Origin of the sequence: Hydrogenophaga sp. 2FB (assembly GCF_005503365.1) — a bacterium.
Lineage (GTDB): Bacteria > Pseudomonadota > Gammaproteobacteria > Burkholderiales > Burkholderiaceae_C > Hydrogenophaga.
On sequence record NZ_SCML01000035.1, the window covers coordinates 1 to 25,714 of the forward strand.

Annotated in this window: 20 protein-coding genes and 1 pseudogene; 16 read left to right on the plus strand and 5 right to left on the minus strand. The window is 65.8% G+C overall.

Annotated elements, in window-relative coordinates:
* Window positions 1–955: 2-oxo acid dehydrogenase subunit E2 (locus FFS09_RS19455; protein ID WP_171020103.1), on the plus strand; the 955-nt coding region annotated here is incomplete at its 5' end.
* Between the two features lie 9 nt (window positions 956–964).
* Window positions 965–2,794 (plus strand): dihydrolipoyl dehydrogenase, encoded by a 1,830-nt coding sequence (gene lpdA / locus FFS09_RS19460; protein WP_137920561.1) that lies wholly within the window; start codon window positions 965–967, stop codon window positions 2,792–2,794.
* Between the two features lie 50 nt (window positions 2,795–2,844).
* On the opposite strand, the gene FFS09_RS19465 is transcribed toward lpdA (FFS09_RS19460), so the two are convergent.
* The gene (locus FFS09_RS19465) at window positions 2,845–4,206 is read right to left on the minus strand and encodes a hypothetical protein (RefSeq protein WP_137920562.1); all 1,362 of its coding nucleotides are present in this window, start codon (window positions 4,204–4,206) and stop codon (window positions 2,845–2,847) included.
* Between the two features lie 97 nt (window positions 4,207–4,303).
* Between FFS09_RS19465 and FFS09_RS19470 the strand changes: the two genes are divergently transcribed.
* The gene (locus FFS09_RS19470; RefSeq protein ID WP_137920563.1) at window positions 4,304–5,230 is read left to right on the plus strand and encodes a LysR family transcriptional regulator; all 927 of its coding nucleotides are present in this window, start codon (window positions 4,304–4,306) and stop codon (window positions 5,228–5,230) included.
* Window positions 5,227–6,198, plus strand: coding sequence for a Bug family tripartite tricarboxylate transporter substrate binding protein (locus tag FFS09_RS19475; protein WP_137920564.1), 972 nt, complete (start codon window positions 5,227–5,229; stop codon window positions 6,196–6,198). Before FFS09_RS19470 ends, FFS09_RS19475 begins: the two co-directional genes overlap by 4 nt.
* A 16-nt stretch (window positions 6,199–6,214) precedes the next feature.
* Here FFS09_RS19475 and FFS09_RS19480 read toward each other — a convergent pair whose 3' ends face one another.
* Window positions 6,215–7,027: a methyltransferase, TIGR04325 family gene (locus FFS09_RS19480; RefSeq protein WP_252374434.1), complete on the minus strand. Its 813-nt coding sequence runs from the start codon at window positions 7,025–7,027 to the stop codon at window positions 6,215–6,217.
* Between the two features lie 106 nt (window positions 7,028–7,133).
* Window positions 7,134–7,691, minus strand: coding sequence for a C40 family peptidase (locus FFS09_RS19485; RefSeq protein WP_137920565.1), 558 nt, complete (start codon window positions 7,689–7,691; stop codon window positions 7,134–7,136).
* A gap of 180 nt (window positions 7,692–7,871) precedes the next feature.
* Between FFS09_RS19485 and FFS09_RS19490 the strand changes: the two genes are divergently transcribed.
* From FFS09_RS19490 to zapE, 7 genes and pseudogenes are all read left to right on the plus strand, one after another.
* Complete coding sequence (locus FFS09_RS19490; protein WP_137920566.1) at window positions 7,872–8,477, plus strand: isochorismatase family protein; 606 nt, start codon at window positions 7,872–7,874, stop codon at window positions 8,475–8,477.
* A 116-nt stretch (window positions 8,478–8,593) separates the two neighbouring features.
* A pseudogene (locus FFS09_RS19495) lies at window positions 8,594–10,501 on the plus strand (propionate--CoA ligase); the annotation flags it as partial.
* Between the two features lie 107 nt (window positions 10,502–10,608).
* Window positions 10,609–10,983 carry an ArsR/SmtB family transcription factor gene (locus tag FFS09_RS19500; RefSeq protein WP_137920568.1) on the plus strand — a complete coding sequence of 125 codons (375 nt, stop codon included), beginning with the start codon at window positions 10,609–10,611 and terminating at the stop codon, window positions 10,981–10,983.
* 176 nt (window positions 10,984–11,159) lie between these two features.
* Window positions 11,160–14,051, plus strand: a complete 2,892-nt coding sequence (locus FFS09_RS19505; protein ID WP_137920569.1) for a 2-oxoglutarate dehydrogenase E1 component — start codon at window positions 11,160–11,162, stop codon at window positions 14,049–14,051.
* Between the two features lie 88 nt (window positions 14,052–14,139).
* On the plus strand, window positions 14,140–15,399 hold the full coding sequence (gene odhB, locus FFS09_RS19510; protein WP_137920570.1) for a 2-oxoglutarate dehydrogenase complex dihydrolipoyllysine-residue succinyltransferase: 1,260 nt from the start codon (window positions 14,140–14,142) through the stop codon (window positions 15,397–15,399).
* A gap of 65 nt (window positions 15,400–15,464) precedes the next feature.
* The gene (gene lpdA / locus FFS09_RS19515) at window positions 15,465–16,892 is read left to right on the plus strand and encodes a dihydrolipoyl dehydrogenase (RefSeq protein WP_137920571.1); all 1,428 of its coding nucleotides are present in this window, start codon (window positions 15,465–15,467) and stop codon (window positions 16,890–16,892) included.
* Between the two features lie 13 nt (window positions 16,893–16,905).
* Window positions 16,906–18,003 carry a cell division protein ZapE gene (gene zapE / locus FFS09_RS19520; protein WP_137920572.1) on the plus strand — a complete coding sequence of 366 codons (1,098 nt, stop codon included), beginning with the start codon at window positions 16,906–16,908 and terminating at the stop codon, window positions 18,001–18,003.
* An 8-nt stretch (window positions 18,004–18,011) separates the two neighbouring features.
* Here zapE and FFS09_RS19525 read toward each other — a convergent pair whose 3' ends face one another.
* Window positions 18,012–18,770, minus strand: coding sequence for a PP2C family protein-serine/threonine phosphatase (locus FFS09_RS19525; RefSeq protein WP_137920573.1), 759 nt, complete (start codon window positions 18,768–18,770; stop codon window positions 18,012–18,014).
* A 184-nt stretch (window positions 18,771–18,954) separates the two neighbouring features.
* On the opposite strand from FFS09_RS19525, the gene FFS09_RS19530 reads away from it, so the two are divergent.
* On the plus strand, window positions 18,955–21,000 hold the full coding sequence (locus FFS09_RS19530) for an ATP-dependent DNA helicase (protein ID WP_137920574.1): 2,046 nt from the start codon (window positions 18,955–18,957) through the stop codon (window positions 20,998–21,000).
* Here FFS09_RS19530 and FFS09_RS19535 read toward each other — a convergent pair.
* Window positions 20,966–21,766 (minus strand): outer membrane protein assembly factor BamD, encoded by an 801-nt coding sequence (locus tag FFS09_RS19535; RefSeq protein ID WP_137920575.1) that lies wholly within the window; start codon window positions 21,764–21,766, stop codon window positions 20,966–20,968. The genes FFS09_RS19530 and FFS09_RS19535 overlap by 35 nt on opposite strands.
* Here FFS09_RS19535 and FFS09_RS19540 point away from each other — a divergent pair.
* The 4 genes from FFS09_RS19540 to ndk all read left to right on the plus strand — a co-directional run bounded on the left by FFS09_RS19540 (window position 21,751) and on the right by ndk (window position 25,710).
* Window positions 21,751–22,857, plus strand: coding sequence for an RluA family pseudouridine synthase (locus FFS09_RS19540; RefSeq protein ID WP_502703746.1), 1,107 nt, complete (start codon window positions 21,751–21,753; stop codon window positions 22,855–22,857). The two genes, FFS09_RS19535 and FFS09_RS19540, sit on opposite strands and share 16 nt — an antisense overlap.
* A gap of 198 nt (window positions 22,858–23,055) precedes the next feature.
* Complete coding sequence (scpB, locus tag FFS09_RS19545) at window positions 23,056–23,841, plus strand: SMC-Scp complex subunit ScpB (RefSeq protein WP_137920577.1); 786 nt, start codon at window positions 23,056–23,058, stop codon at window positions 23,839–23,841.
* Window positions 23,807–25,168: a pseudouridine synthase gene (locus tag FFS09_RS19550; RefSeq protein ID WP_137920578.1), complete on the plus strand. Its 1,362-nt coding sequence runs from the start codon at window positions 23,807–23,809 to the stop codon at window positions 25,166–25,168. The genes scpB and FFS09_RS19550 overlap by 35 nt, the downstream gene beginning before the upstream one ends.
* A 116-nt stretch (window positions 25,169–25,284) precedes the next feature.
* Window positions 25,285–25,710 (plus strand): nucleoside-diphosphate kinase, encoded by a 426-nt coding sequence (gene ndk / locus FFS09_RS19555; protein WP_066266130.1) that lies wholly within the window; start codon window positions 25,285–25,287, stop codon window positions 25,708–25,710.
* The last annotated feature ends 4 nt before the right edge of the window (window positions 25,711–25,714 follow it).

The window sequence follows — 25,714 nt, forward strand, 5'->3', positions numbered from 1 at the left end:
CAACCCGGGCACGCCCCCCATCGGCCTGCCACACGCGTCCCCCTCGGTGCGCAAGTTCGCGCGCGAACTCGGTGTGCCGCTGGAAGAGCTCAAGGGCAGCGGCCCCAAAGGCCGCATCGTGCTCGACGACATCCAGAACTTCACCAAGGCTGTCATGGCCGGTGCCACGCAGACCAAGGCGCAGTCGGCGAAAGCCCCTGCCGGTGGTGGCGACGGCGCGGGCCTGGGCCTGATCCCTTGGCCCAAGGTCGACTTCGCCAAGTTCGGCCCGATCGAGCGCAAGGAGATGGGCCGCATCAAGAAGATCAGCGGCGCCAACCTGTTGCGCAACGCGGTCATGATCCCGGCGGTCACCAACCACGACGACGCCGACATCACCGAACTCGAAGCATTCCGTGTGTCCACCAACAAGGAAAACGAGAAGAGCGGCGTCAAGGTCACGATGCTGGCTTTCCTGATCAAGGCTTGCGTGGCCGCGCTCCAGAAATTCCCCGAGTTCAACAGCTCGCTCGATGGCGACGCGCTGGTCTACAAGCAGTACTGGCACATCGGCTTCGCCGCCGACACGCCCAACGGCCTGATGGTGCCGGTGCTCAAGGACGCCGACAAGAAGGGCGTGCTGCAGATCAGCCAGGAAATGGGCGAACTGGCCAAGAAGGCGCGCGAGGGCAAGCTGAGCCCGGCCGAGATGAGCGGTGCGACCTTCACCATCTCCAGCCTGGGTGGCATCGGCGGGCGTTACTTCACCCCCATCATCAACGCGCCCGAAGTCGCCATCCTGGGCGTGTGCAAGAGCCAGATGGAACCGGTGTGGGATGGCAAGGCCTTCCAGCCGCGCCTGATGCTGCCGCTCTCGCTGACCTGGGACCACCGCGTGATCGATGGCGCGGCGGCTGCGCGCTTCAACGCGTACCTCGGCCAGATCCTCGGCGACTTCCGTCGCGTGTTGCTCTAAGGAATGACGATGGCACTGATCGACATTCAAGTTCCCGACATTGGTGACTTCGACGAAGTGGCGGTGATCGAGTTGCTGGTCAAACCCGGCGACACGGTCAAGGCAGAGCAGAGCTTGATCACGGTCGAGTCCGACAAGGCCTCGATGGAAATTCCGTCGTCGCAGGCGGGCGTGGTCAAGGAGCTCAAGGTGAAGCTGGGTGACAAGGTCAAGCAGGGCAGTGTGGTGCTGACGCTGGAGGCCGCAGGAGACGCAGCCGCTGCGCCTGCAGCGAGCGCGCCCGCGCCACAAGCCGCGCCCGCAACGCCGGCAGCGACGGTGGCCGCACCCACTGCCGCCAGTTTCGGTGGCAACGCCGATCTGGAGTGCGATGTGCTCGTGCTCGGCGGTGGTCCCGGTGGCTACAGCGCGGCCTTCCGCGCCGCCGACCTGGGCCTGAAGGTCGTCATCGTCGAGCGTTACGCCACGCTGGGCGGTGTCTGCCTGAACGTGGGGTGCATTCCCTCCAAGGCGCTGCTGCACGTGGCCGCGGTCATGGACGAGGTCAGCCACATGGCCGACCTGGGCGTCGAGTTCGGCCGGCCGGTGGTCAACATCGAGAAGCTGCGGGGCCACAAGGAAAAGGTGATCGGCAAGCTCACCGGTGGCCTGGCGGCCATGGCCAAGATGCGCAAGGTCACCACCGTGCGCGGTGTCGGTTCGTTCGTGGGCGCCAACCACCTGGAAGTGGAAGAGACCGGCGGCGCCAAAGGCCAGGAGAAGACCGGCAAGAAACAGGTGGTCGCCTTCAAGAAAGCGATCATCGCCGCCGGTTCGCAAGCGGTGCGTTTGCCCTTCATGCCCGACGATCCGCGCGTGGTCGACAGCACCGGCGCGCTCGAACTCAAGGACGTGCCCAAGCGCATGCTGATCCTGGGTGGCGGCATCATCGGCCTGGAAATGGGCACGGTGTACAGCACGCTCGGCGCGCGCCTGGACGTGGTGGAAATGCTCGACGGCCTGATGCAGGGCGCGGACCGCGACCTGGTGAAGATCTGGCAGAAGGTGAACGCCAAGCGCTTCGACAACATCATGTTGAAGACCAAGACGGTGGGAGCCAAGGCCACACCCGAAGGGATCGAAGTGACGTTCGCCGCGGCCGAAGAAGGCGGCGCGGCACCCGCACCACAGACCTACGACCTCGTGCTGCAAGCCGTGGGCCGCACGCCCAACGGCAAGAAGATCGGTGCCGAGAAAGCGGGTGTGTCGGTGACAGACCGTGGCTTCATCAACGTCGACATCCAGATGCGCACCAACGTGCCGCACATCTTCGCCATTGGTGACATCGTGGGTCAGCCCATGCTGGCGCACAAGGCGGTGCACGAAGCGCACGTGGCGGCCGAGGTGATCGCCGGTGAACTGCAGGGCAACAAGGAATTGGCCAGCGCGGCGTTCAACGCGCGCGTGATCCCGAGCGTGGCCTACACCGACCCCGAAGTGGCCTGGGTCGGCTTGACCGAAGACCAGGCCAAGGCGCAAGGCATCAAGGTGAAGAAAGGGCTGTTCCCCTGGACCGCATCGGGCCGCGCCATCGCCAACGGCCGGGACGAAGGCGTCACCAAGCTGCTGTTCGACGATTCGCCCGAGGCCCATGGCCACGGAAAGATCCTGGGTGGCGGCATGGTCGGCACGCACGCGGGCGACATGATCGGTGAGATCGCCCTCGCCATCGAGATGGGCGCCGACGCGGTGGATATCGGCAAGACGATCCACCCGCACCCCACGCTGGGCGAGAGCATCGGCATGGCGGCCGAGATCGCGCACGGCTCCTGCACCGACGTGCCTCCGCAGCGCAAGTAAACGGCAACATCCCAGAAAAAGCCGCCAGCCTCACGGGCTGGCGGCTTTTTTCATGGCGCAGGGCGTGGCGGGACGCGGCTTGACAGTGGCGGGCTGCGGTAGTCCGGCAGCAGTTTGCAGGTGTCGCCGTACGCGGCTTCGTAGCCCTTGCACAAGGCGGCCACTTTCTGCGGCGTGGGCTTGTCGTTCTTGTCGATCCAGTCCAGCAGTGCCGTGAACAGGGCGGGGTACTGCGGATCGCTCAGGAAGCTGTGCTCGGATTCGTCGCTGAAGTTCTGCACCAGCAGGTTGCCGGTTCCCGCGCGATCCAGCGTCTCGCGGTAGGACGATTCCAGCTCGACGAACGCAGTAGGGTCGTTGACCGCGTGCAGCGCCAGCACCGGCATGTTGATGCGCCCGGCGGGGTCGCTGTCTTTCGCCAACTCGGCCACCGCAGCCGGGTCGGCCGTGTAGCGCAGCACACCGGCGTTCAGCGCCGCATCGTCCGAAGATCCCTTGTACTGCACGCCCGCGGTGGTGAACGGATTGCGGTTGCCCAGGCGCAGTTGCGTGAGATCGCGGAACAACCAGGTCGCCCAGTTCAGGTGGGCGATCAGCGAGCGTTCGGGGATGCGGATGACGTTGACGATGTTGGCCAGGTTGGCCTTCTGCTGCTCGGTGCGTTGGGCCGCGGGCTTGCGCACGCCGGTGCATTCGTCCACGCGGTTGGCCAACTCGGCGCGCGAGAGCTTGGCGTCCATGGGCAGGCCCTGCCACAGCGGGTACTGCGGTTCGTCCGCCTTGGGGTGGTTCTTGCAGACGTACTGGTAGACCACGCGCAGATCGATGCGGAAGTTGTAGGTGCTGGTGCCGCCGCCGAGCATGCCGCTGGTGAGCAGCATGCCGTCGTAGGGGCCTTTGACCGGGCCATTCGGGCCATCCACCGTGGCATACAGCTCGGCGCCCTTGGACGCGACCGATCCGCCATAGCTTTGCCCGTGCAAGATGGTGCGGCGCGGTTGGCCGAAGTTTTTCACGAAATGGCGGCGCAAACGCTCGGTGTCTTCGGCCGCCATGCTCACGCCAAAGCCGCCCCGGCGGTACGTGGCGCCCGCCCAGGCGTAGCCGGCCTTGACGGTGATGGCCCAGCGCTTCAAGTCTTCCTCGCCGCGCTCCAGCTTGGCGGGGCCGGTGTCCGACGGGCCGCCGTGCGCGTGCATCACCAGCACGCCGGTCTCGGGTTTCCAGTTGGCGGGTAGGGCGATCCAGTAAAAACCGCCGAGGCCGTCCTCGCCGGTGTGGCAGGTGGCGCCGGCGGGCACTTCGGCCGGGCAGGCGCGGGGCTGGGGTGCGGTGGGTGTCTGGGCGGTGGCCGAACCGGCGTGGAACGCCAGGGCCGAGAACGCCAGCCAGGCGAGGGGGCGAATGTGCATGGTGGTCTCCTTGTGTTTGTGCGGATCCACGGCACGATAGGTGTGCTTTCACCCCACGTCAAATATACTGAAACACGGCTTTTGATACCTTGAACATATGGAACTCCGGCACCTGCGTTACTTCATGGCCGTGGCCGAACTCGGCCACATGACGCGCGCGGCCGAGCGCCTGGGCATTCAGCAGCCGCCGCTGAGCTTGCAGATCAAATCGCTGGAAAAAGAGTTGGGGGTGACGCTGTTCCATCGCCATCCCAAAGGCGTGGCGCTGTCCGATGCCGGGCGCCTGTTCGAGGTCGAAGCGCGCCAGTTGCTCGACGACATGGCCGCCATGGAGCAGCGCATGGCCCGCGTGGCGCGCGGCGAGCTGGGTGTGCTCAACGTCGGCTTCACCAGTTCGGCGGCGGCGCACGCCTTCACACCGGAGGCTTTGCGCGCCTGTCGCAGGGCCTGGCCCGGCATCGCGCTGTCGATCCGCGAAGACCACGCGGCGGGTATCACCGCCGCGGTGGAGGCTGGTCGGCTGCATTGCGGACTGATCCGCGTGCCGGTTTCGCAACCCGAGGGCCTGACCTTTGAATTGCTGCTGCGCGAACCGGTGCTGGTGGCCTTGCCGGTAGACCATCCGTTGGCCGCGCGTGACACGGTGGTGCTCTCCGACCTGCGCGAAGAGGGTTTCATCCTGGTGCGCCAGCCCGGTGCACCGGGGCTTTATGCGAACCTGCTCGCCTTGTGCGAAGCGCAGGGCTTTCGACCGCGCATCGCCGCCGAGGTGGAGCGCATGGTGACGAGCCTCAATCTGGTGGCCGCGGGTGCCGGCATTGCGGTGGTGCCGACCTCCATGCGCGGGCTGCACCCGCATGCGGTGGTCTATCTGTCGCTGGCCGACGGCACGCCGCTGGACGCGCCGCTCACGCTGGTTTATCGCACGGCGGACGCCACCGGGCCGGCCGCGCATTTTCTGAAGATCGCGCGCGATACCGCCCGAAAGGCGCAGAAGCACTCGCGGCGAGGACGGACGTCATGACGCTGTCTCGTCGGCATGCGATCGCGGCCCTGCTTGCGCTGGGCCCATGGCTCGCCACCGCGCAGCCTGCGTGGCGGCCCACGCAACCCTTGCGCATCATCGTCGTGTACCCGCCCGGCGGGCTCAGCGATGGTGTGGCGCGTTCACTGGCCGAGCGCCTGGCGCAGCAACTCGGCGTACCGGTGCGGGTGGAGAACCGTGGCGGCGGCGGGGGCAGCGTGGGCTTACAGGCGCTGGCGCGCGCGCCAGCCGATGGGCATACGCTGGCGTTTTCGGCGGTCAGCCCGCTGACGCTGCGACCGCACCTGGGTGCCGTGGGTTACGACCCATTCCGCGACATTGAGCCGGTGGCCAGCGTGATGTACACGCCGGTGCTGCTGGTTGGCACATCGGCCTTCACCGGCCGCGATTTTTCCGATCTGCTGGCGCAAGCGAGGGTCCGCCCGAACGGCTTGCGCTGGGCCACCTCCGGCCTGGCCACCGCGGGTCATCTGGTGTTGGAGCAGGTGCAACTGGGCAGCGGCGTGGCGGTCACACACATTCCCTACAAGGGCGGCGGTCAGCAGCTCACCGATGCGCTGGGTGGACAGTTCGAGCTGCTGTCCACCAACGTGGCGCCGGCGCAGTTGAGCCACATCGAAGCGGGTCGCTTCAAGGCGCTGGCCGTGGGCGCGCCGCACCGCCTGGAGGTGTTGCCGCAGGTGCCCACGTTTGCCGAACTGGGTCTGCCGCAGGCGAACATCACATCCCTCTTTGGCCTGTTCGCGCCGGGTGGCACGGCGGTGGAGGTGCTGGATCGGCTGAATCGGGAGATCAACGAGGCGGTTCAGACGCCGGCCATTCGCGAGCGCCTGCTGGCTTCGGACAACCTGCCCGCCCTGGGTGACAGAGCGTCCTTCGTGCGCCGCATTGCGGAGGAATGGCGCAGCAACCGTGCGCTCAAAGGCATGAACATTCGAATGGAATGATGCCCAGCGTAGCCGGTCAATCCTTCAGGTCGAAGCAGAAACCGGAGTAGGACTCGACATCCACGCCCTCGGCATCGGGAATCACCATGCCCTTGCCCAGGTTGTCCCAGGCGTCTCGCTTGACGTAGCCCAGCGAGCTGACCGACTCTACGAAGGCATCGCGGGCCTGCACGCGATAGGGGCAGAACGCAGTGCCAATGCTGTTGAGCGTGAAGAACGAGCGGGTCTCGTGGATCGGGGTGGTGTTGACCACGATGCGGCGCGGCATGCGGCGCAGGTTCTTGAGCATGTCCGACAGCGTCAGGGGCAGGTATTGCAGACTGCCCGAGGCAAAGAGCACCTCTTGGCCATCGAGATCTTCGTATCGGTCGGTAAAGTGCAGCGAGCCTTCTGGCGCTCGTGCTTGGGCCAGTTCCCGGCCGCGGATCACAACCGCAGGTACGTCGCACACGGTCCACCGAATGTCTGGTGGGAAACCGATGACGCGACGGAAGGCGTAGTACTTGACGCCGGTGTGGCCACCGAGATCGAAGAAGGTCCGCATGCCGTCACCCAACGAACGCAACAGCCAGAACATGGCGGGGTAGTCTCGCGGGCTGATCGCACTGACATAGGCGATGTTGGCGGACTCCTCGTTGTCGTAGCCGAGATGCAGGCTGGGCGGCGCACTCGCTGCGGCAGCCTCGAACGTGTCGTAGACCCCCATGAAGAGGTTCTGATCGGTGTTCTCGAGAAACCGTTGCCGGTGCGCGCTTTGGCTGACATTGCGCAGGACCGGCAGCTTGTCCAGGCGGTCAATCGCCTGATGCATCGTGTTCACCCAGGTCATTTTTCCCTCTCGTTGGCGGCTGTGTTGGGGCGCGGGATCGCCGGGTGATTCTAGGGGGCGCGGCCTGCAGGGCGGACACAGGCGCCGATGGGCCGGCCGACCGGGCTCAGCGGGAGGCGTCGGCCGACTGCAGCGGCACGCGCCGCGCGCCATTGAAACGCTTGTTCCAATAGGCCATGCGCATGTCTTCCATTCGCACTTGCGCGCCACTGCGCGGGGAATGGATGAATTTGCCATCGCCGACGTAGATGCCCACGTGGCTGAAGGCGCGGCGCATGGTGTTGAAGAACACCAGGTCACCGGGTTTGAGCTCGTTGCGCTCGATGGTCTGCGTGGCAGCGGCTTGCTCGTCGGAGCGGCGCGGCAGGATCTTGCCCAGCGACTGTTCATACACTGCGCGCACGAAGCCGCTGCAATCAAAACCGGTTTCTGCGCTGTTGCCGCCGTAGCGGTAGGGCACGTCGATGAAGGCCATGGCGTTGATGACGAGGCTGGAGGCCTGCTCGCTCACCGTATCGCGCGCTTGCTGCACTTGATGACCAAGGCGGGCCATCAGGCCTTTCTCGTTGAGCAGCGTGTCCATGTCTTCATAGCCTGCGGTGCCGGGCGCGGCGTGTGCCATGGCCGAACAGCTCAGTAAAAGAAGGGGGACCCAACGCGTCATAGCGGGCGAGGGTATCGGCGCTGCTGCTTGAAGTCAAGCGAGAATCGGATGCCAACCCCTTGATTTACAACAAGTTTCGTCACGGCTGACCACTGGTCGGCGTTGAAGGTGCGTCTGTCGCCCGCCACGGGCTGCCAGAATCGGGGCTTCTTCCGAAGCCGTTGAAGTGAAAGATATCCCATGCTGCTGGACGCAACCGATTCCCAACTCGTGCTGGTGGACTACCAGGACCGCCTGATGCCTGCCATCTTCGAAGGGCCACAAGTGCTGGCCAATGCCGTTCGCCTGGCGCGCATGGCACAGATGCTGCGCGTGCCCACGTTCGGTACCGAGCAGAACCCCGAGAAGCTCGGCCCAAACCCCGCCGAACTGCGCGAGCTGTGCCAGAAGACCTTGTCCAAGATGAGCTTCAGCGCCGCGTCCGACGGCCTGGTCGACTGGTTGCGTCCTCCGGTCAAACAGGGTGGCGGGAACGCACGCAGCCTGCCCAAGCACCTGCAGAAGCCTGCCGCCGCGCCCGCCGCCGAGCGCCAGACCGTGGTGGTGGCCGGCTGCGAGGCCCATGTCTGCCTGTTGCAGACCGCGCTCGAGTTGATCGAGCAGGAGTTCGACGTCTGGGTGGTGACCGATGCCTGTGGCTCGCGCACCGAGCGCAACCGCGACGCGGCATTTGACCGGCTGGCGGGCGCCGGCGCTGAGCTGGTGACCACCGAGATGGTGGCTTTTGAGTGGCTGCGCAGCGCCGATCACCCGGCGTTTCGCGACGTTCAGGCTTTGATCAAGTGAGCGGAGGGCGGGGAAGCTGTCGGCTCCCCGCCGTGTCAGCCTGTCGAAAGCCAGCTGTCAATAATTATGAATTCAATTTTCTGTGATTCCGATTCCATAACGCCGCAGAGCAGGAGACATCCATGAGCACACCCGAAGGCTACGCCGAGTTCTACCGTCGCTCCATTGAAGACCGCGTTGCGTTCTGGACCGAGCAGGCCGCGCTGGTGGAGTGGAAGAAGCCCTTTGACCGCGTGTGCAACCCCGACCGGCCGCCGTTCGTGCACTGGTTTGAGGGTGGTTTGACCAACCTGTGCCACAACGCGGTGGACCGGCACCTGAAGGATCGGGCCGACCAAAGCGCGCTGATCTACGTTTCGACCGAGACCGACACCGAGCGCACCTACACCTTCCGCGAACTGCACGCCGAGGTGCAGCGCATGGCGGCGGTGCTGCTGGGGCAGGGCGTGAAAAAGGGTGATCGGGTGTTGATCTATATGCCGATGATCCCGGAGGCGACCTTTGCGATGCTCGCCTGCGCGCGCATCGGCGCCATCCATTCGGTGGTGTTTGGCGGTTTCGCCAGCCATTCGCTGGCCAACCGCATCGACGACGCCGAACCGGTGGTCATCGTGAGCGCGGATGCCGGTTCGCGCGGCGGCAAGGTGGTGGCCTACAAACCGTTGCTGGATGAAGCCATTCGCCTTTCCACCCACAAGCCGGCGTCGGTGGTCCTGGTCAACAGGGGGCTGGCCGCCATGGACGTGGTGCCCGGGCGCGACCACGACTACGCGCCGCTGCGCGAACAGCATCTGGATGCGCAGGTGCCCTGTGAATGGCTGGACGCTACGGCCATCAGCTACACCATCTACACCAGCGGCACCACCGGCAAGCCCAAGGGTGTTCAGCGCGACACGGGCGGCTACCTGGTGGCGCTGGCTGCGAGCATGAAGCACATCTTCATGGGCGAGCCCGGCGGAACCTTCTTTTCGACCAGCGACATCGGCTGGGTCGTGGGCCACAGCTACATCGTCTATGGCCCGCTCATCGCCGGCATGGCGACCATCCTGTACGAGGGCCTGCCGATCCGGCCCGATGGCGGCATCTGGTGGCGTCTGGTCGAGAAGTACAAGGTGACCGCGATGTTCAGCGCGCCCACGGCGGTGCGCGTGCTCAAGAAGCAGGACCCGGCCTACCTGAAGCAGTACGACCTCTCCAGCCTCAAGGCGCTGTACCTCGCGGGCGAACCGCTGGACGAGCCCACCGCGCGCTGGATCAGCGAAGGCCTGGGCGTGCCCATCATTGACAACTACTGGCAAACCGAAAGCGGCTGGCCGATCCTGACCATCGCCAACGGCGTGGAGAAAAAGCCCAGCAAGTTCGGCAGCCCGGGCGTGCCGATGTTTGGCTACAGCGTGAAGCTGTTGCACGAATCGACCGGCGAGGAGCTGACCGGGGCGAACGAAAAGGGCGTGGTGGTCATCGACGGCCCGACGCCACCTGGCTTCATGCAGACGGTCTGGAAGGACGACACACGCTTCGTCAACACCTACTGGAAGAGCATTCCCAACAAGCTGGTCTACAGCACGTTCGACTGGGGCATTCGAGACGAGGAGGGCTACTTTTACATCCTGGGCCGTACCGACGACGTGATCAACGTGGCCGGCCACCGCCTGGGCACGCGCGAGATCGAGGAAAGCATCTCCAGCCACGCCAACGTGGCCGAGGTGGCGGTGGTCGGGGTGGCGGACCAACTCAAAGGGCAAGTGGCCATGGCCTTTGTGGTGGCCAAGGACGCGTCGGCGCTGGACGACGAGGCCGCCCGGCTCAAGCTCGAGGGCGACATCATGAAACGGGTGGACGAGCAGCTCGGCGCGGTGGCACGGCCTTCGCGCGTGCGGTTTGTGACCGTGCTGCCCAAGACACGCAGCGGCAAATTGCTGCGCCGCGCCATCCAGGCGGTGTGCGAGGGGCGCGACCCGGGCGATCTCACCACCATGGACGATCCGGCGGCGCTGCAGCAGATCAAGGATCTGTTGAACTGAGGGAAAACCAACCCGCGTCGCGGGCTTGGTTTTCACCGCTCACACATGGTTGAGCACGTTCGATGTAAGTATGATTCATGCTTATATTCACACGAGCAACGACAGCCATGGAACAAATGATCGCGTCCGAAGGCCAGGTGGAAAAAGTCCGCGTGTTCGAGCTCGCGGCCGAACTCTTTGGCGTGCTCGCCACCCCCATGCGGCTGCGCATCCTCAGCGCGCTTTGCGACAAGGAAAAGTCGGTGTCGCAGCTGTTGCAGGAAATCGACACCACGCAGCCCAATCTCTCGCAGCACCTGAACCTGCTCTACCGCGCCGGTGTGCTCGCCAAGCGCAAGGACGGCACGCAGGTGATCTACCGCGTGCAGAGCGAAAAGGCCGTCACGCTGTGCCGCACGGTCTGCACACAGATCGCCATCGAGATGGACGAGCCGAGCTCCGTGCCCGCTTCCGAGCGGCTCTCGCCTCGGGCCACGTCCTGAGACGGGCCCGAATTCGCATCTTGTTGCACGGGGGCGTTCTGACGGTGGCACAATCGCCCGTTGCAGTCAGGTCCTTCCACAGTCACTGTCGCATCCGCCTAACGGTCAAGCCGTGCCGCGGAAGGTTTTTCTAACCAGCTTATGTTTCCTGCAGGGAAACGGAGGTCAGCGGATTTATGAGCGATTCCCAATCGAACGGGGGCAACGTCTATGTTGCCTACAAGGGCAACTCGTACCTCTTCGGCGGCAACGCGCCGTACGTGGAAGAGATGTACGAAAACTACCTGGAGAACCCAGGCAGCGTTCCCGAGAACTGGCGCGGCTATTTCGACGCCTTGCAAAACGTCCCCGCCGGTGATGGCACCGACGCCCGCGACGTTCCCCATCTGCCCGTCATCAACGCTTTCGCCGAGCGCGCCAAACAAGGTGGCACCCGCGTCGTTGTGGCCACCGGTGCCGATTCCGAACTCGCCCGCAAACGCACCGCCGTCCAGCAGCTCATTGCCGCTTACCGCAACGTCGGCGCTCGCTGGGCCGACCTGGATCCGCTGAAGCGCGCCGAACGCGCCCACATCCCTGAACTCGAACTCTCGTTCTACGGTTTCACCGATGGTGATCTCGAGACCGTGTTCAACACCAGCAACACGTTCTTCGGCAAGGAGACCATGTCTCTGCGCGATCTGCTCAACGCGTTGCGCGAGACGTATTGCGGCTCCATCGGTGCCGAGTACATGTACATCACCGACCAGGCGCAGAAGCGCTGGTGGCAGGAGCGCCTGGAAGCCACGCGCACCAAGCCCGCGTTCAACGCCGAGAAGAAAAAGCACATCCTCGACCGCCTGACCGCGGCCGAAGGCCTGGAGCGTTTCCTGCACACCAAGTACGTCGGCCAGAAGCGTTTCTCGCTCGAAGGTGGCGAGAGCTTCATTGCCTCGATGGACGAACTGATCCGCGAAGCCGGCCAGGTCGGCGTTCAGGAAATCGTCATCGGCATGGCCCACCGCGGCCGCCTCAACGTGCTGGTCAACACCCTGGGCAAGATGCCCAAGGACCTGTTTGCCGAGTTCGACCACACCGCGCCGGAAGACCTGCCCTCGGGCGACGTGAAGTACCACCAGGGCTTCAGCTCCGACGTCACCACCCCCGGCGGCCCGGTGCACCTCTCGCTGGCGTTCAACCCCTCGCACCTGGAAATCGTGAACCCGGTGGTCGAAGGCTCGGTGCGTGCCCGCATGGACCGCCGTGGCGATCCGCTGGGCAAGCAAGTGCTGCCCGTGCTCGTGCATGGTGATGCGGCGTTTGCCGGTCAAGGCGTGGTCATGGAAACGCTGGCGCTGGCCGAAACGCGTGGCTACACCACCGGCGGCACGGTGCACCTGGTGATCAACAACCAGATCGGCTTCACCACCTCCGACCCGCGCGACAGCCGCTCCACGTTGTACTGCTCCGACGTCGTGAAGATGATCGAATCGCCGGTGCTGCACGTCAACGGCGACGACCCGGAAGCGGTGGTGTTCGCCACGCAGCTGGCGCTCGAATTCCGCATGGCCTTCCAGAAGGACGTGGTGGTCGACATCGTGTGCTTCCGCAAGCTCGGCCACAACGAGCAGGACACCCCGAGCCTGACGCAGCCGCTGATGTACAAGAAGATCGCGGCCCACCCCGGCACGCGCAAGCTGTACGCCGACAAGCTCGCCGCCCAAGGCCTGGGCGACACGCTGGGTGACGACATGGTCAAGGCCTACCGTGCCGCGCTGGACGATGGCCGCCACACGGTCGACCCGGTGCTGACCAACTTCAAGAGCAAGTTCGCCGTCGACTGGAGCCCGTACCTGGGCAAGAAGTGGACCGACACCTCCGATTCCGCCATCCCCATGGCCGAATGGAAGCGCCTCTCCGATCGCCTCACCACCATTCCGGACAGCATCACCCCCCACCAACTGGTGAAGAAGGTGTACGCCGACCGCGCGGCCATGGGCCGTGGCGACATTCCGGTGGACTGGGGCATGGGCGAACACATGGCCTTCGCGTCGCTGGTGGCCAGCGGTTTCCCGGTGCGCCTGTCGGGTGAAGACTGCGGCCGTGGCACCTTCACGCACCGCCATGCGGTCATTCACGACCAGAACCGCGAGAAGTACGACGAAGGCATCTACGTGCCGCTGCAGAACGTGGCCGACAACCAGGCGCCGTTCGTGGTGATCGACTCCATCCTGTCCGAAGAAGCCGTGCTCGGCTTCGAGTACGGCTACGCCTCGAACGACCCGAACACGCTGGTGATCTGGGAAGCGCAGTTCGGCGACTTCGTCAACGGCGCGCAGGTGGTGATCGACCAGTTCATCGCCTCGGGCGAAGTGAAGTGGGGCCGCGTCAACGGCATCACGATGATGCTGCCGCACGGCTACGAAGGCCAGGGCCCCGAGCACAGCTCGGCGCGCCTGGAGCGCTTCATGCAGATGGCGGCCGACACCAACATGCAGATCGTGCAGCCGACCACGGCCAGCCAGATCTTCCACGTGTTGCGTCGCCAGATGATCCGTGGGCTGCGCAAGCCGCTGATCATCTTCACGCCCAAGTCGCTGCTGCGCAACAAGGACGCGACCTCGCCGCTGTCCGAGTTCACCAAGGGCGGTTTCCAGACCGTGATTCCGGAGCAGAACGCCGATGTCGCGAAGAAGGCCGAGAAGGTCAAGCGCATCATCTGCTGCTCGGGCAAGGTGTACTACGACCTCGTGAAGAAGCGCGAAGAGCGTGGTTCGGACGACGTGGTCATCCTGCGCGTGGAACAGCTGTATCCGTTCCCGCACAAGGTCTTCGGCGCCGAGCTGCGCAAGTACCCCAATGCGACGGACATCGTGTGGTGCCAGGACGAGCCGCAGAACCAGGGCGCCTGGTTCTTCGTGCAGCACTACATCCACGAGAACATGCTCGATGGCCAGAAGCTGGGCTACGCCGGGCGTGCCGCTTCGGCATCGCCGGCAGTGGGTTATGCCCACTTGCACCAGGAGCAACAGAAGTCGCTCATCGAAGCCGCCTTCGCCAAGCTCAAGGGCTTCATCCTCACCAAGTGAACTGAACGGACCTGAGCCGGTCACACGACGTTGACGTCCTGTGACCGGCCCGTCCGGCGCACCCCACAAAACTCCAGGTAGAACACACATGGCAATCGTAGAAGTCAAAGTTCCACAGCTGTCCGAATCGGTGGCCGAAGCCACCTTGATGACGTGGAAGAAAAAAGCCGGCGAGGCAGTCGCCATTGATGAAATCCTGATCGAAATCGAGACCGACAAGGTCGTGCTCGAAGTGCCCGCACCCGCCGCTGGCGTGCTGGCCGAACTGGTCCAGGGCGATGGCGCCACCGTCGCTGCCGAACAGGTGATCGCACGCATCGACACCGCTGCGGTGGCCGGCACCGCGGCTCCTGCCGCCGCGCCCGCGCCGGCTGCCGCCGCTGCACCGGCCGCAGCACCCGCCGCCGCTGCAACGTCCCAGTCGAAGGCCGGCGTGGCGATGCCCGCCGCCGCCAAGCTGATGGCCGACAACAACCTGGCTACCGGCTCCGTGCCAGGCACCGGCAAGGACGGCCGCGTGACCAAGGGCGACGTGCTTTCTGCCGTGGCTGCGCCCAAGGCTGCTGTTGCCGCGCCCGTGGCGATCCCGACCGGCGCGCCTTCCAGGGTGCTGCCGCAAGTGCCCGTGGTCGCGCCCGATCTGGGTGACCGCCCCGAAGAGCGCGTGGCCATGACCCGCCTGCGCGCGCGTGTGGCCGAGCGTCTGCTGCAATCGCAGTCGACCAACGCCATCCTGACCACGTTCAACGAAGTGAACATGGCGCCCGTGATGGAGATGCGCAAGAAGTTCCAGGAGAAGTTCGAGAAGGAACACGGCGTCAAGCTGGGCTTCATGAGCTTCTTCGTGAAGGCCGCGGTGCATGCGCTCAAGAAGTACCCGATCATCAACGCTTCGGTGGACGGCAACGACATCGTCTACCACGGCTACTTCGACATCGGTATCGCCGTGGGCTCGCCGCGTGGTCTGGTGGTGCCGATCCTGCGCAACGCCGACCAGCTGAGCTTCGCCGACATCGAGAAGAAGATCGCCGAGTTCGGCCAGAAGGCGAAGGACGGCAAGCTGGGCCTGGACGACCTCACCGGTGGCACGTTCTCCATCTCCAACGGTGGCACCTTCGGCTCCATGCTGTCGACCCCCATCATCAACCCGCCGCAGTCGGCCATCCTGGGCGTGCACGCGACCAAGGACCGCGCGGTGGTGGAGAACGGTCAGATCGTGATCCGTCCGATGAACTACCTCGCCATGTCGTACGACCACCGCATCATCGACGGCCGCGAAGCCGTGCTGGGCCTGGTGGCGATGAAGGAAGCGCTGGAAGACCCGGCCCGCATCCTGTTCGACATCTGATCGACAACCTCTCTTGCCAACGCCCCCGTCCAGGGGCGTTGGCCCTTTGAATTCAGGAAAACAACATGTCCCAAGCTTTTGATGTCGTCGTGATCGGCGGCGGCCCCGGCGGCTACATCGCCGCCATCCGTGCGGCGCAACTCGGCTTCAAGGTGGCCTGTATCGACGAGTGGAAAAACGCGACAGGCGGCCCGGCGCCGGGTGGCACCTGCACCAACGTCGGCTGCATCCCCAGCAAGGCGCTGCTGCAGTCGTCGGAACACTTCGATCACGCCAACCACCACTTCGCCGACCACGGCATCAGCGCCACCAACGTGAAGATCGACATCACCAAGATGGTCGGTCGCAAAGACACGGTGGTGAAGCAGAACAACGACGGCATCCTGTACCTGTTCAAGAAGAACAAGGTCACGTTCTTCCACGGCCGCGGCTCGTTCGTGAAGGCCGTTGAAGCCGGTTACGAAATCCAGGTCGCGGGTGCGAAGGAAGAGACCATCACGGGCCAGCAGGTCATCCTGGCCACCGGCTCCAACGCGCGCGCGTTGCCGGGTGTGCCGTTCGACGAAGAAACCGTGTTGTCCAACGACGGCGCGCTGCGCATCGGCGCCGTGCCCAAGAAGTTGGTGCTGATCGGCTCCGGCGTGATCGGCCTGGAAATGGGCTCGGTGTGGCGTCGCCTCGGTTCCGACGTGACCATTCTCGAAGGCCTGCCCACGTTCCTGGGTGCGGTGGACGAGCAGATCGCCAAGGAAGCCAAGAAGGCGTTCGACAAGCAAGGCTTGAAGATCGAACTCGGTGTGAAGGTTGGCGAGGTCAAGACCGGCAAGAAGGGTGTGAGCGTGGCCTACACCAACGCCAAGGGTGAGGCGCTGAGCATCGATGGCGACAAGCTGATCGTCTCCATCGGCCGCGTGCCCAACACCATCGGCCTCAACGCCGAAGCCGTGGGCTTGCAGCTCGACGAGCGCGGTGCCATCGTGGTGGACGCCGAATGCCGCACCAGCCTCAAGGGCGTGTGGGCCGTGGGCGACGTGGTGCGCGGCCCCATGCTGGCGCACAAGGCGGAAGAAGAGGGTGTGGCCGTGGCCGAGCGCATTGCCGGCCAGCACGGGCATGTCAACTTCAACACCATTCCCTGGGTGATCTACACCAGCCCGGAAATTGCCTGGGTCGGCGAAACCGAGCAGCAGCTGAAGGCGCGCGATGCGAAGTACAAGGCCGGCACCTTCCCGTTCCTGGCCAATGGCCGTGCGCGTGCGCTGGGCGACACCACCGGCATGGTGAAGTTCCTGGCCGACGCGACCACCGACGAAATCCTGGGCGTGCACATCGTGGGCCCGATGGCCTCCGAGCTGATCGCCGAGGCCGTGGTGGCGATGGAGTTCAAGGCCAGCGCCGAAGACATCGCGCGCATCTGCCATGCACACCCATCGCTGTCCGAAGCGACGAAGGAAGCCGCACTCGCGGTGGACAAGCGCACGCTGAACTTCTGAGTTGGCGCCGGTCTTGAGCGTTCGCCGCATCTACGAAGCCGCGCTCAAGGAGCGCGGCTACACGTCCGACCCCGCCCAGGAACGCGCCATCGACGCGCTGGAGCGCTGCGCGTCCGAGTGGGCAGCGTACAAGCAAAAGCGCTCCAACTCGCTGAAGAAGCTCTTCGTCAACCCCGAGATCCCGCGCGGCGTGTACATGTACGGCGGCGTGGGGCGGGGCAAGAGCTTCCTGATGGAGTGCTTCTACGAGGCGGTGCCGCTGCGCCGCAAGACGCGGCTGCATTTTCACGAGTTCATGCGCGAGGTGCACCGCGAGTTGCGCGATCTGCAGGGCACGGCCGACCCGTTGGACGAACTCGGCGCACGCATCGCCAAGCGCTACAAGCTGATCTGCTTCGACGAGTTTCACGTGGCCGACGTGACCGACGCCATGATCCTGCACCGTTTGCTCGATGCCTTGTTCAAGGCCGGTGTGGGCTTCGTCACCACCTCCAACTTTCACCCCGACGGCCTGTACCCCGACGGCTTGCACCGAGACCGCATCCTGCCCGCCATCGAGCTGCTCAAGCAGCGGCTGGAGGTGCTCAGCGTGGACAACGGTACCGACTACCGCCAACGCACGCTCAACCACATCCAGCTCTACCACTGCCCCCTGGGGCTTGAGGCCGATGCCGCGATGCAGGCCGCGTTCGGCGCCTTGGCCGATGTCGGCGACCAGGATCCGGTCATGCACATCGAGTCGCGGAACATCCAGGCGGTGAAGCGCGCAGGGGGCGTGATCTGGTTCGACTTTCGCACGTTGTGCGGCGGGCCACGTTCGCAGAACGACTACCTCGAGATCGCGAGCCAGTTCCACACACTGATGTTGTCGAACGTGCCGCAGATGGCGGTGCGTCAGGCCTCCGAGGCGCGGCGCTTCACCTGGCTGGTGGACGTGTTGTACGACCGCCGGGTCAAGCTGGTGATGTCGGCCGCCGTGCCACCCGACGAGCTGTATCTCGAAGGGCCGATGTCGCACGAGTTCCCGCGCACGGTCTCGCGCTTGACCGAGATGCAGTCACAGGAATTCTTGTCGCTCGAACACCGGGTGGTGGACACCGGGCTGACTTGACACCCGCTTCAGCCGAGCGGGTCGAACTTGACGATCACCAGCGACAGGTTGTCGCCCGCGCCCTTGGCGCGCGTGCGCGCCTTCTGGATCAGGAATTCGCAGGCCTCGCGCGGCGAGAGCATGGCAATGGTGCTGGAGAGTTCTTCCGGGGTGAAGTAGTGCCAGATGCCGTCGCTGCACGACATGAGCGCATCGCCCGCGCCCAGCTGCGGCACCACATGGAGGTCCACCGGCGGGTCGTTCTCCGTGCCCAGGCAGCCCATGAGGATGTTGGCGTGCGGGTGGTCCAGCGCTTCTTCCTCGGTGATTTCACCCTGGCTCACGAGCGTCTGCACGTACGAGTGGTCCATGGTGCGGAAGACCATCTTGCCGTTGCGGAAGTGGTAGATGCGCGAGTCGCCCGCGTGCACCCAGTGGCTGTCGCCGCCAGGGTTGATGAGGAACGCGGCGATGGTGCTGTGAGGCTCCTGCTCGGCCGACACCGCGGTGAGCTTGATCACCAGGTGCGATTCCTCCACGATCTGGCGCAGCAGGGCGGTGGCGTCGTCCGTCTCCGGGTCGTAGCGTTCGAACAGTTGCCGCGCCGTGAGCATCACCTGATCGGAGGCCTTGCGCCCGCCACTGCGCCCGCCCATGCCATCGGCCAGCACCGCCAACATGCAACTGGCCTGGCGCGGGTGGTTCAACAGGGCCACCTGATCTTGCTGGTAGTCGCGGTCACCGCGGTGAATACCGGAGGACGCGTGGATGCGGTAGCCTTTGGGCATGGAGGGTGTGCGCGTTCTGTTCTGTATCGGTCGTCGGGTGCGTGCAATGGTATCCATTTCTCCGCGGCGCACGGCCATGCGGCGTGCGAAAGCGTGAACCCGTGCGCGCAGCGCCACAGCGCATGCACGCGCCTGCTGGCGCAAGGGCTGCGCGCCTCGTATTTCAACCATTGACGGGACAGGTTTGAGCGAACTGGAACACACCGTGCTGGCCGCGTTTGCGGCTGGCGGGCCCCTGGGGCGCGTGCGTGACGGCTTGCGCGAGCGGCCCGGGCAGCAGGCGATGGCAGCGGCCGTCGCGCGCGCCATCGAAGCGGGCGGCAGTTTGGCGGTCGAGGCCGGTACGGGTGTGGGAAAGACGTTTGCCTACCTGGTGCCGGTGCTTCTGAGCGGACGACGGGCGCTGTTGTCCACCGCCACCCAGGCCCTGCAGGACCAGCTGTTCACGCGCGACATCCCCGCCGTGGTGCGCGCCCTGGGGCTGCCCGTGCGCGCGGTCGTTCTCAAGGGACGATCGAGCTATGTCTGCCTGCAGCGCGTGGAGCAGGCGTTGCACGGGCCTGCCTCCAGCGCCCTGCGCGACCCGGCGATCGCGGCGGGGCTGGCGCAGGTGCTGCGCTGGGCATCGGCATCGCGCCATGGCGACCTGGCCGAACTCGCGGCGCTGGACGAGCGCTCGCCGCTGCGTCCACTGATCACCTCCACGCGCGAGAACTGCCTGGGCTCGAGCTGTCCGCGCCACGCGCAATGCCACGTCAACCGCGCGCGCAGCGAAGCCCTGTCGGCCGAATGGGTGGTGATCAACCACCACCTGTTCTTCGCCGACCAGTTGCTGCAGGAGTCCGATGTGGCCACGCTGTTGCCCTCGGCCGAGGTCGTGGTGTTTGACGAGGCGCACCAGTTGAACGACACCGGCATTCCCTTTCTGGGCCACGCGGTGGGCGCCGGGCCGTTGCGCGAGCTCGCGCGCGACATCGCCCTGCACGGGCCGCAGTGGGCGCGTGGGCAACGGCCCTGGGCGCACCTGGCCTTGGCGCTCGAGCAAGCCACGAAGACCATCGGGTCGCTGCCCCGGCCCAGCGCGGCGGGCGCGCGCCACCGGTGGCCCGGCGCGGTACCGGAAGGGGTGGATGCGGTCGCCTGGACGCAGGCGGCCGTTGCGCTCGAACAGGCGTTGCGGCAATGCCTTGCCGCGCTGAAGGCCACGGCAGATGCCTCGTCTGAATTGCAGCGCCTGGCGGTGCGCGCGCAGGATACGTGGGTGCTGTGGCGTGTGTTGGCGTCGGGAGCGGACATGGGCGCTGGGCCCGACACCGTGCGCTGGGCGGAGTGGGGTGCCGGTGGCCACTGGCGCATGGTGCGCGCACCCGCGGACGCCTCGGCCTTGTTCCAGCATTTGCTCAACGACGCCTCGCCCCAGCGCCCGCGCAGTTGGGTGTTCTCTTCCGCCACGCTGGGCAGCGACGATGCGCTGAGCTGGTTCACCCGTGGCCTGGGCGTGGACGGCATGCCGCACCTGCACACGCTGCGCGTGCCGAGCCCGTTCGATCATGCGGCGCAGGCGGCCCTCTACGTGCCAGACCACCTGCCCGAGCCGGGCGATGAAGTCCACACCGCAGCGCTGGCCGAGTCGGTGGCGCGCTGGGCCTCGCGCCTGGGCGGGCGCACGCTCGTGTTGACCACCACCCTGCGCGCAGCCGCACAGATGGCGCAACACCTGCGCACACGCGTGGAGCAGCGCCGTTGTGAGCCCTTGCAGGTGCTGGAGCAAGGGCGCGCTTCCAAGCGCGCACTGCTGGAGCGGTTCCGCAGCGAGGCGGCGGGCGCTCGCGTGATGGTTGCTTCGGCCGCGTTCTGGGAGGGTGTGGATCTCGTCGGCGACGCACTGCAACTGCTGGTCATCGACAAGCTGCCATTTCCGCCGCCCGACGATCCCCTCATGCAGGCGCGAGGCCAGCGTGTCGAAGCGCGGGGCCTGAACGCGTTCAACGACGTGTGGGTGCCGGAAACCGCCATGGCCCTGAAGCAGGGCGCGGGGCGGTTGATACGGTCAGAGACCGACCGCGGCGTGCTGGTGATCGGGGATCGGCGCCTGCTGACCCGTTCCTACGGCAACCGCTTGCTGGCGGCCTTGCCGGACATGCGCAGGCTGCTGGACGAGGCCGACATGGACGCGGCGCTCGATGCGCTGGTGATTACCAGATCTTCCACCAAGGGTCAGACGACCTGACGCCCTTGCCCAGGTACTCGCTCTGCGGGTAGTTGGTCTGCATCACACGGCGCGCGTCGTCGCGCAGCTGCGGCAACCCCAGCGCATCGTAGGAGCGCACCATGATGAACAGCGCTTCTTCGGAGGCGGGCGCGTCGGCATAGTCGGCCAGAGCCGTCTGCGCGCGGTTGATGGCCGCCACATAGGCACCCCGGCTGTGGTAGTAGCGCGCCACATGCACCTCGTACTGCGCCAGCGAGTTGACGATGTACGTCATGCGGTTGCGGGCGTCGGGGGTGTAGCGCGAGTCGGGGAAGCGGTTGGCGAGTTCGCGGAACGCTTCGAACGATTCTTTGGCGGCTTTCTGGTCGCGCTCCGACAGGTCCTGGCGCGCCAGCGAACCGAAGATGCCCAGGTTGTCGTTGAAATTCACCAGGCCCTTCAGGTACAGGGCGTAATCCATTGCCGGGCTGGCGGGGTGCAGCTTCTGAAAACGCTCGATGGCCGCCAGGGCCTGCGCCTGCTCGCCACCTTTGTAGTGGGTGAAGGCCTTATCGAGTTGGGCTTGCTGCGCCAGCGGTGTGCCGGCCGCGCGCCCTTCCAGTTTTTCGAGCAGCGTCACCGATTTTTCGTAGTTGCCGGCAGCACGCTCCTCGGTCGCTTCGGTGTAGATGCGGTTGGGGCTCCAGCCTGCGGTCTCGTCCACCTTGGTGGTGCTGCACGCGCTCAGCGCGAGCACGGATGCCAGCACGCACACGGGCACAGCCGATAATCTCAACGTCAACATCACAGGCGTACCTTTACAAGGGATCAATAGGATTGGCATCGCAAATTATATCGACGGGGGGTGGCGAGGCCGCCCACGCGCAGGGCGGGGAATCCGATGGCGCTGCGCCGGGTGACGAGATGTTGCAAGACGTCGAAATGCGTCACTGCGAGGTGCCGCCGCAGATGCATGGCTGGCGCACCGACCAGGCGCTGGCGCAACTGATTCCCGAGTTCTCGCGTTCGTACCTGAAACAACTCATCACCGACGGCGCGGTCATGCTGCGCGGTGCGCCGCTGCGCAAAGCCTCGGCCCATATCGCGGTCGGGGACCGCCTGGTGGTCGAGTTGCGACCCACGCAGCAGGCCCAGGCCTTCGTGCCTCAGGCGATGGCGCTGGACATCGTGTTCGAGGACGCGCACCTCCTCGTGATCAACAAGCCCGCCGGCCTGGTGGTGCACCCGGCGGCGGGCAACTGGACCGGCACCCTGCTCAACGGCCTGCTGGCCCATCACGCCGGTGCCGCGGGTCTGCCGCGTGCCGGCATCGTGCACCGCCTGGACAAGGACACCTCGGGGCTGATGCTGGTGGGCAAGTCGCGCGCAGCGGTCGATGCCCTGGTGCGCGCCATTGCCGCGCGCGAGGTCAACCGGCAGTACCTCGCGCTGGCCCATGGCGCCTGGAAGGGGCTCGTCGAGCAGGGCGTGGACCAGCCGATCGGGCGCGATGTGCACAACCGTCTGCGCATGGCCGTGGTGCGCAACGCCGATGGCACCACAGGCAAACCCGCCCAGACCAGCCTGCGGCTGCTCGATGGCTCTCAGCAAGCCTGCCTGGTGGCGTGCAAGCTGCACACCGGGCGCACCCACCAGATCCGCGTGCACATGGCCTGGCTCAGCCATCCGTTGGTGGGGGACACGGTGTACGGCGGCCGACCGCTGTGGGGCATGACCCGCCAGGCCTTGCACGCCGCGCGATTGCAACTGAGCCACCCCATCACCGGTGACGAGCTGGTGTTTCGCTCGCCGCCGCCGCAGGACATGCAGAACGCGATGGCCGAAAGCGGGCTCCGCTACAATGAAGCGCGTGTGGACAGTGGCTTTTTCGAATGAAAAGCCGCGCCGCTACCGAGCGCTGCCAGGCAGTGCCGGGGCGTTGATCCCACTCTCCTGTTTTTGCCGGACCCGCGACGGATTGCGTTGAGGTGTTCCGAGCCGACGGCCGTCCCCGTCTTCGCCGGTTCGCGCGACGGGCCCTTGCCCACCCCCTGTGCCGGTACGGTCACGACCGGTTTTTGACAGACTGACGCCATGAACACCACGGATGCCAAGCGAGTCCTCGAGACGGCGCTGATCTGCGCACCCCAGCCGCTGTCCGTGCGGGATTTGGGTGCGCTGTTTGAAGCCGAGGTTTCGGCGGACACGCTCAAGACCTTGCTGGGTGACCTGCAACTGGAATGGACCGGGCGCGGTGTGGAGCTGGTGCAAGTGGCCAGCGGCTGGCGTTTTCAAAGCCGCCCCGAACTGCGCCCCTACCTGGACCGCCTGCATCCCGAAAAGCCACCGCGCTACAGCCGCGCCACGATGGAAACCCTGGCCATCATTGCCTACCGCCAGCCCGTCACGCGCGGCGACATGGAAGACATCCGTGGCGTGACCATCAACTCGCTGATCATCAAGCAACTGGAAGACCGCGGCTGGGTCGAGGTGATCGGTCACCGCGAGACGGTGGGCCGGCCCGCGCTGTTCGCCACCACCCGCCAGTTCCTCGACGATCTGGGCCTGTCGTCGCTCGACCAGTTGCCACCGCTCGAAGGCAACGAGGTCCAGGAGTCGGCGCTGGACCGGCTGGACTTCGAGTCCCTGTCGTCCAACCTGATCGCCGACCCCCCAGAAACCCCCGACATCCCGCCAGAAGCAGCGTCCTCGGACGCTGCAGACGCCGAGGAACCCGACCCCACCACCGAGGCCGAGACGCCAGCCCTCGCCGACGAGGCTCCCTCCGAGGTCGCCACCAGCGACACCGGCACCGAGCCGTTGGCCCCGTCCACCCAGGAAGACCATGAACCCGGCGCACACCCCCCCATCGACCACTGAGCCCGCGTCTGACGCGGCGGCCCCCACACCCGAGGGCACCACAGCCGCGCCCGGCGCAACGGCGGTTTCGCCGGACGCGACGCCCCAGCCTGCGCAGGCCAGCGATCCAGAAGCCCTGGCGTTTGACGACGTGGTCAGCGGCGCCTTCGACGCAGTCCAGGAGCAGGACCTGCCGCTGCCCGCCAAGCGGGTGCTGGCGCCGCAGGCCGAGTCGCCCAAGCTGCACAAGGTGCTGGCGCAGGCCGGCATGGGTTCGCGCCTGGAGATGGAGCAGTTGATTCTGGAAGGGCGCATTTCCGTCAACGGCGAGCCCGCCCACATTGGCCAGCGCATCCAGTTCGGCGACGTCATCAAGGTCAACGGCAAGCCGGTGCGTGTGCGCATGACGCCGCCGCCGCCCCGCGTGCTGGCGTACCACAAGCCCGCGGGCGAGGTGGTGTCGCACGACGATCCGCAGAACCGTCCCACCGTGTTTCGCCGTTTGCCCAAGCTGATGCAGGGCAAATGGCAGTCGGTCGGTCGGCTCGACCTGAACACCGAAGGTCTGCTGTTGCTGACCAACTCGGGTGAGCTGGCCAACCGCCTGATGCACCCGCGCTTCGGTCTGCAGCGCGAATACGCGGTGCGCGTGCTCGGTGCCTTGTCCAACGAAGAGAAGCAGCGCCTGCTCGACGGCGTGCGGCTTGACGACGGCATGGCCCAGTTCGCCTCCATCGAAGACGGTGGCGGCGAGGGCGCCAATTGCTGGTACCGCGTGACCATCGGTGAAGGCCGCAACCGCGAGGTGCGTCGCATGTTCGAAGCGGTGGGCCACGCGGTCAGCCGCCTGATCCGCATCCGCTACGGCGCGGTGATGCTGCCGCGCGGTCTCAAGCGCGGCGTGTGGCTGGAGCTGGACGAGCGCGACATTGCTCGCTTGACCGCCGCTGCCGGCCTGGTGGGGGAGGACGAAGGGGCTCGTGGGCCGCGCCCCGGCGGTCGACACCCCGCCCAGCGCGGCAAGCAGGGCGCCAAGGGCGGCCGCACGCAAGGCAAACCGCCCGGCAGCCGACCCGAAGGCCCGGGGTATTTCAACCGCGGGGCCAACAGCGGCTATGGCATGGGCGGCGCAACCCCCGGACCCAAACCCCGCGGCAAGGGCGCCCCTGGCAAAGGTCCGGGCACACCAGGGTCTCAACAACCCGATCCGATGAAGACATCCTTTGGCTACATCGGCCAGGATGCGCTGCAACGCCGCCGGGAACAGGAAGCGGGCCGGGGTGGTCCAACGGGTGGTTCGCGCCGCCGGGGCGGCGGTGGAGGTGGTGGTCGTTCGGGTGGCCGCTGACAGGCATCTGTCGCCCTTTGATGCGGCGCAGCACTGACACCTGGGCAATGTAGAATCGTGGGCTTTGTGGGGCCATGCAGGCCTCGGCAGATTGACCCAGAAACTTCAGGATTTTTATGGCCATCGAACGCACCCTCTCGATCATCAAGCCCGACGCCGTCGCCAAGAACGTCATCGGCCAGATTTACGCCCGCTTTGAAGCCGCTGGCCTGAAGGTCGTGGCCGCTCGCATGGCCCACCTGTCGCGCGGTGAAGCCGAAGCCTTCTACGCTGTGCACAAGGCACGTCCTTTCTTCAAGGACCTGGTCGACTTCATGATCTCCGGCCCTGTGATGATCCAGGCGCTCGAAGGCGAAGGCGCCATCGCCAAGAACCGCGACCTGATGGGCGCCACCGACCCCAAGAAGGCCGACGCCGGCACCATCCGCGCCGACTTCGCCGACAGCATCGACGCCAACGCCGTGCACGGTTCGGACGCACCCGAAACGGCCGCTGCCGAAGTGGCATTCTTCTTCGCCGGTCTCAACGTCTATTCGCGTTGATCAT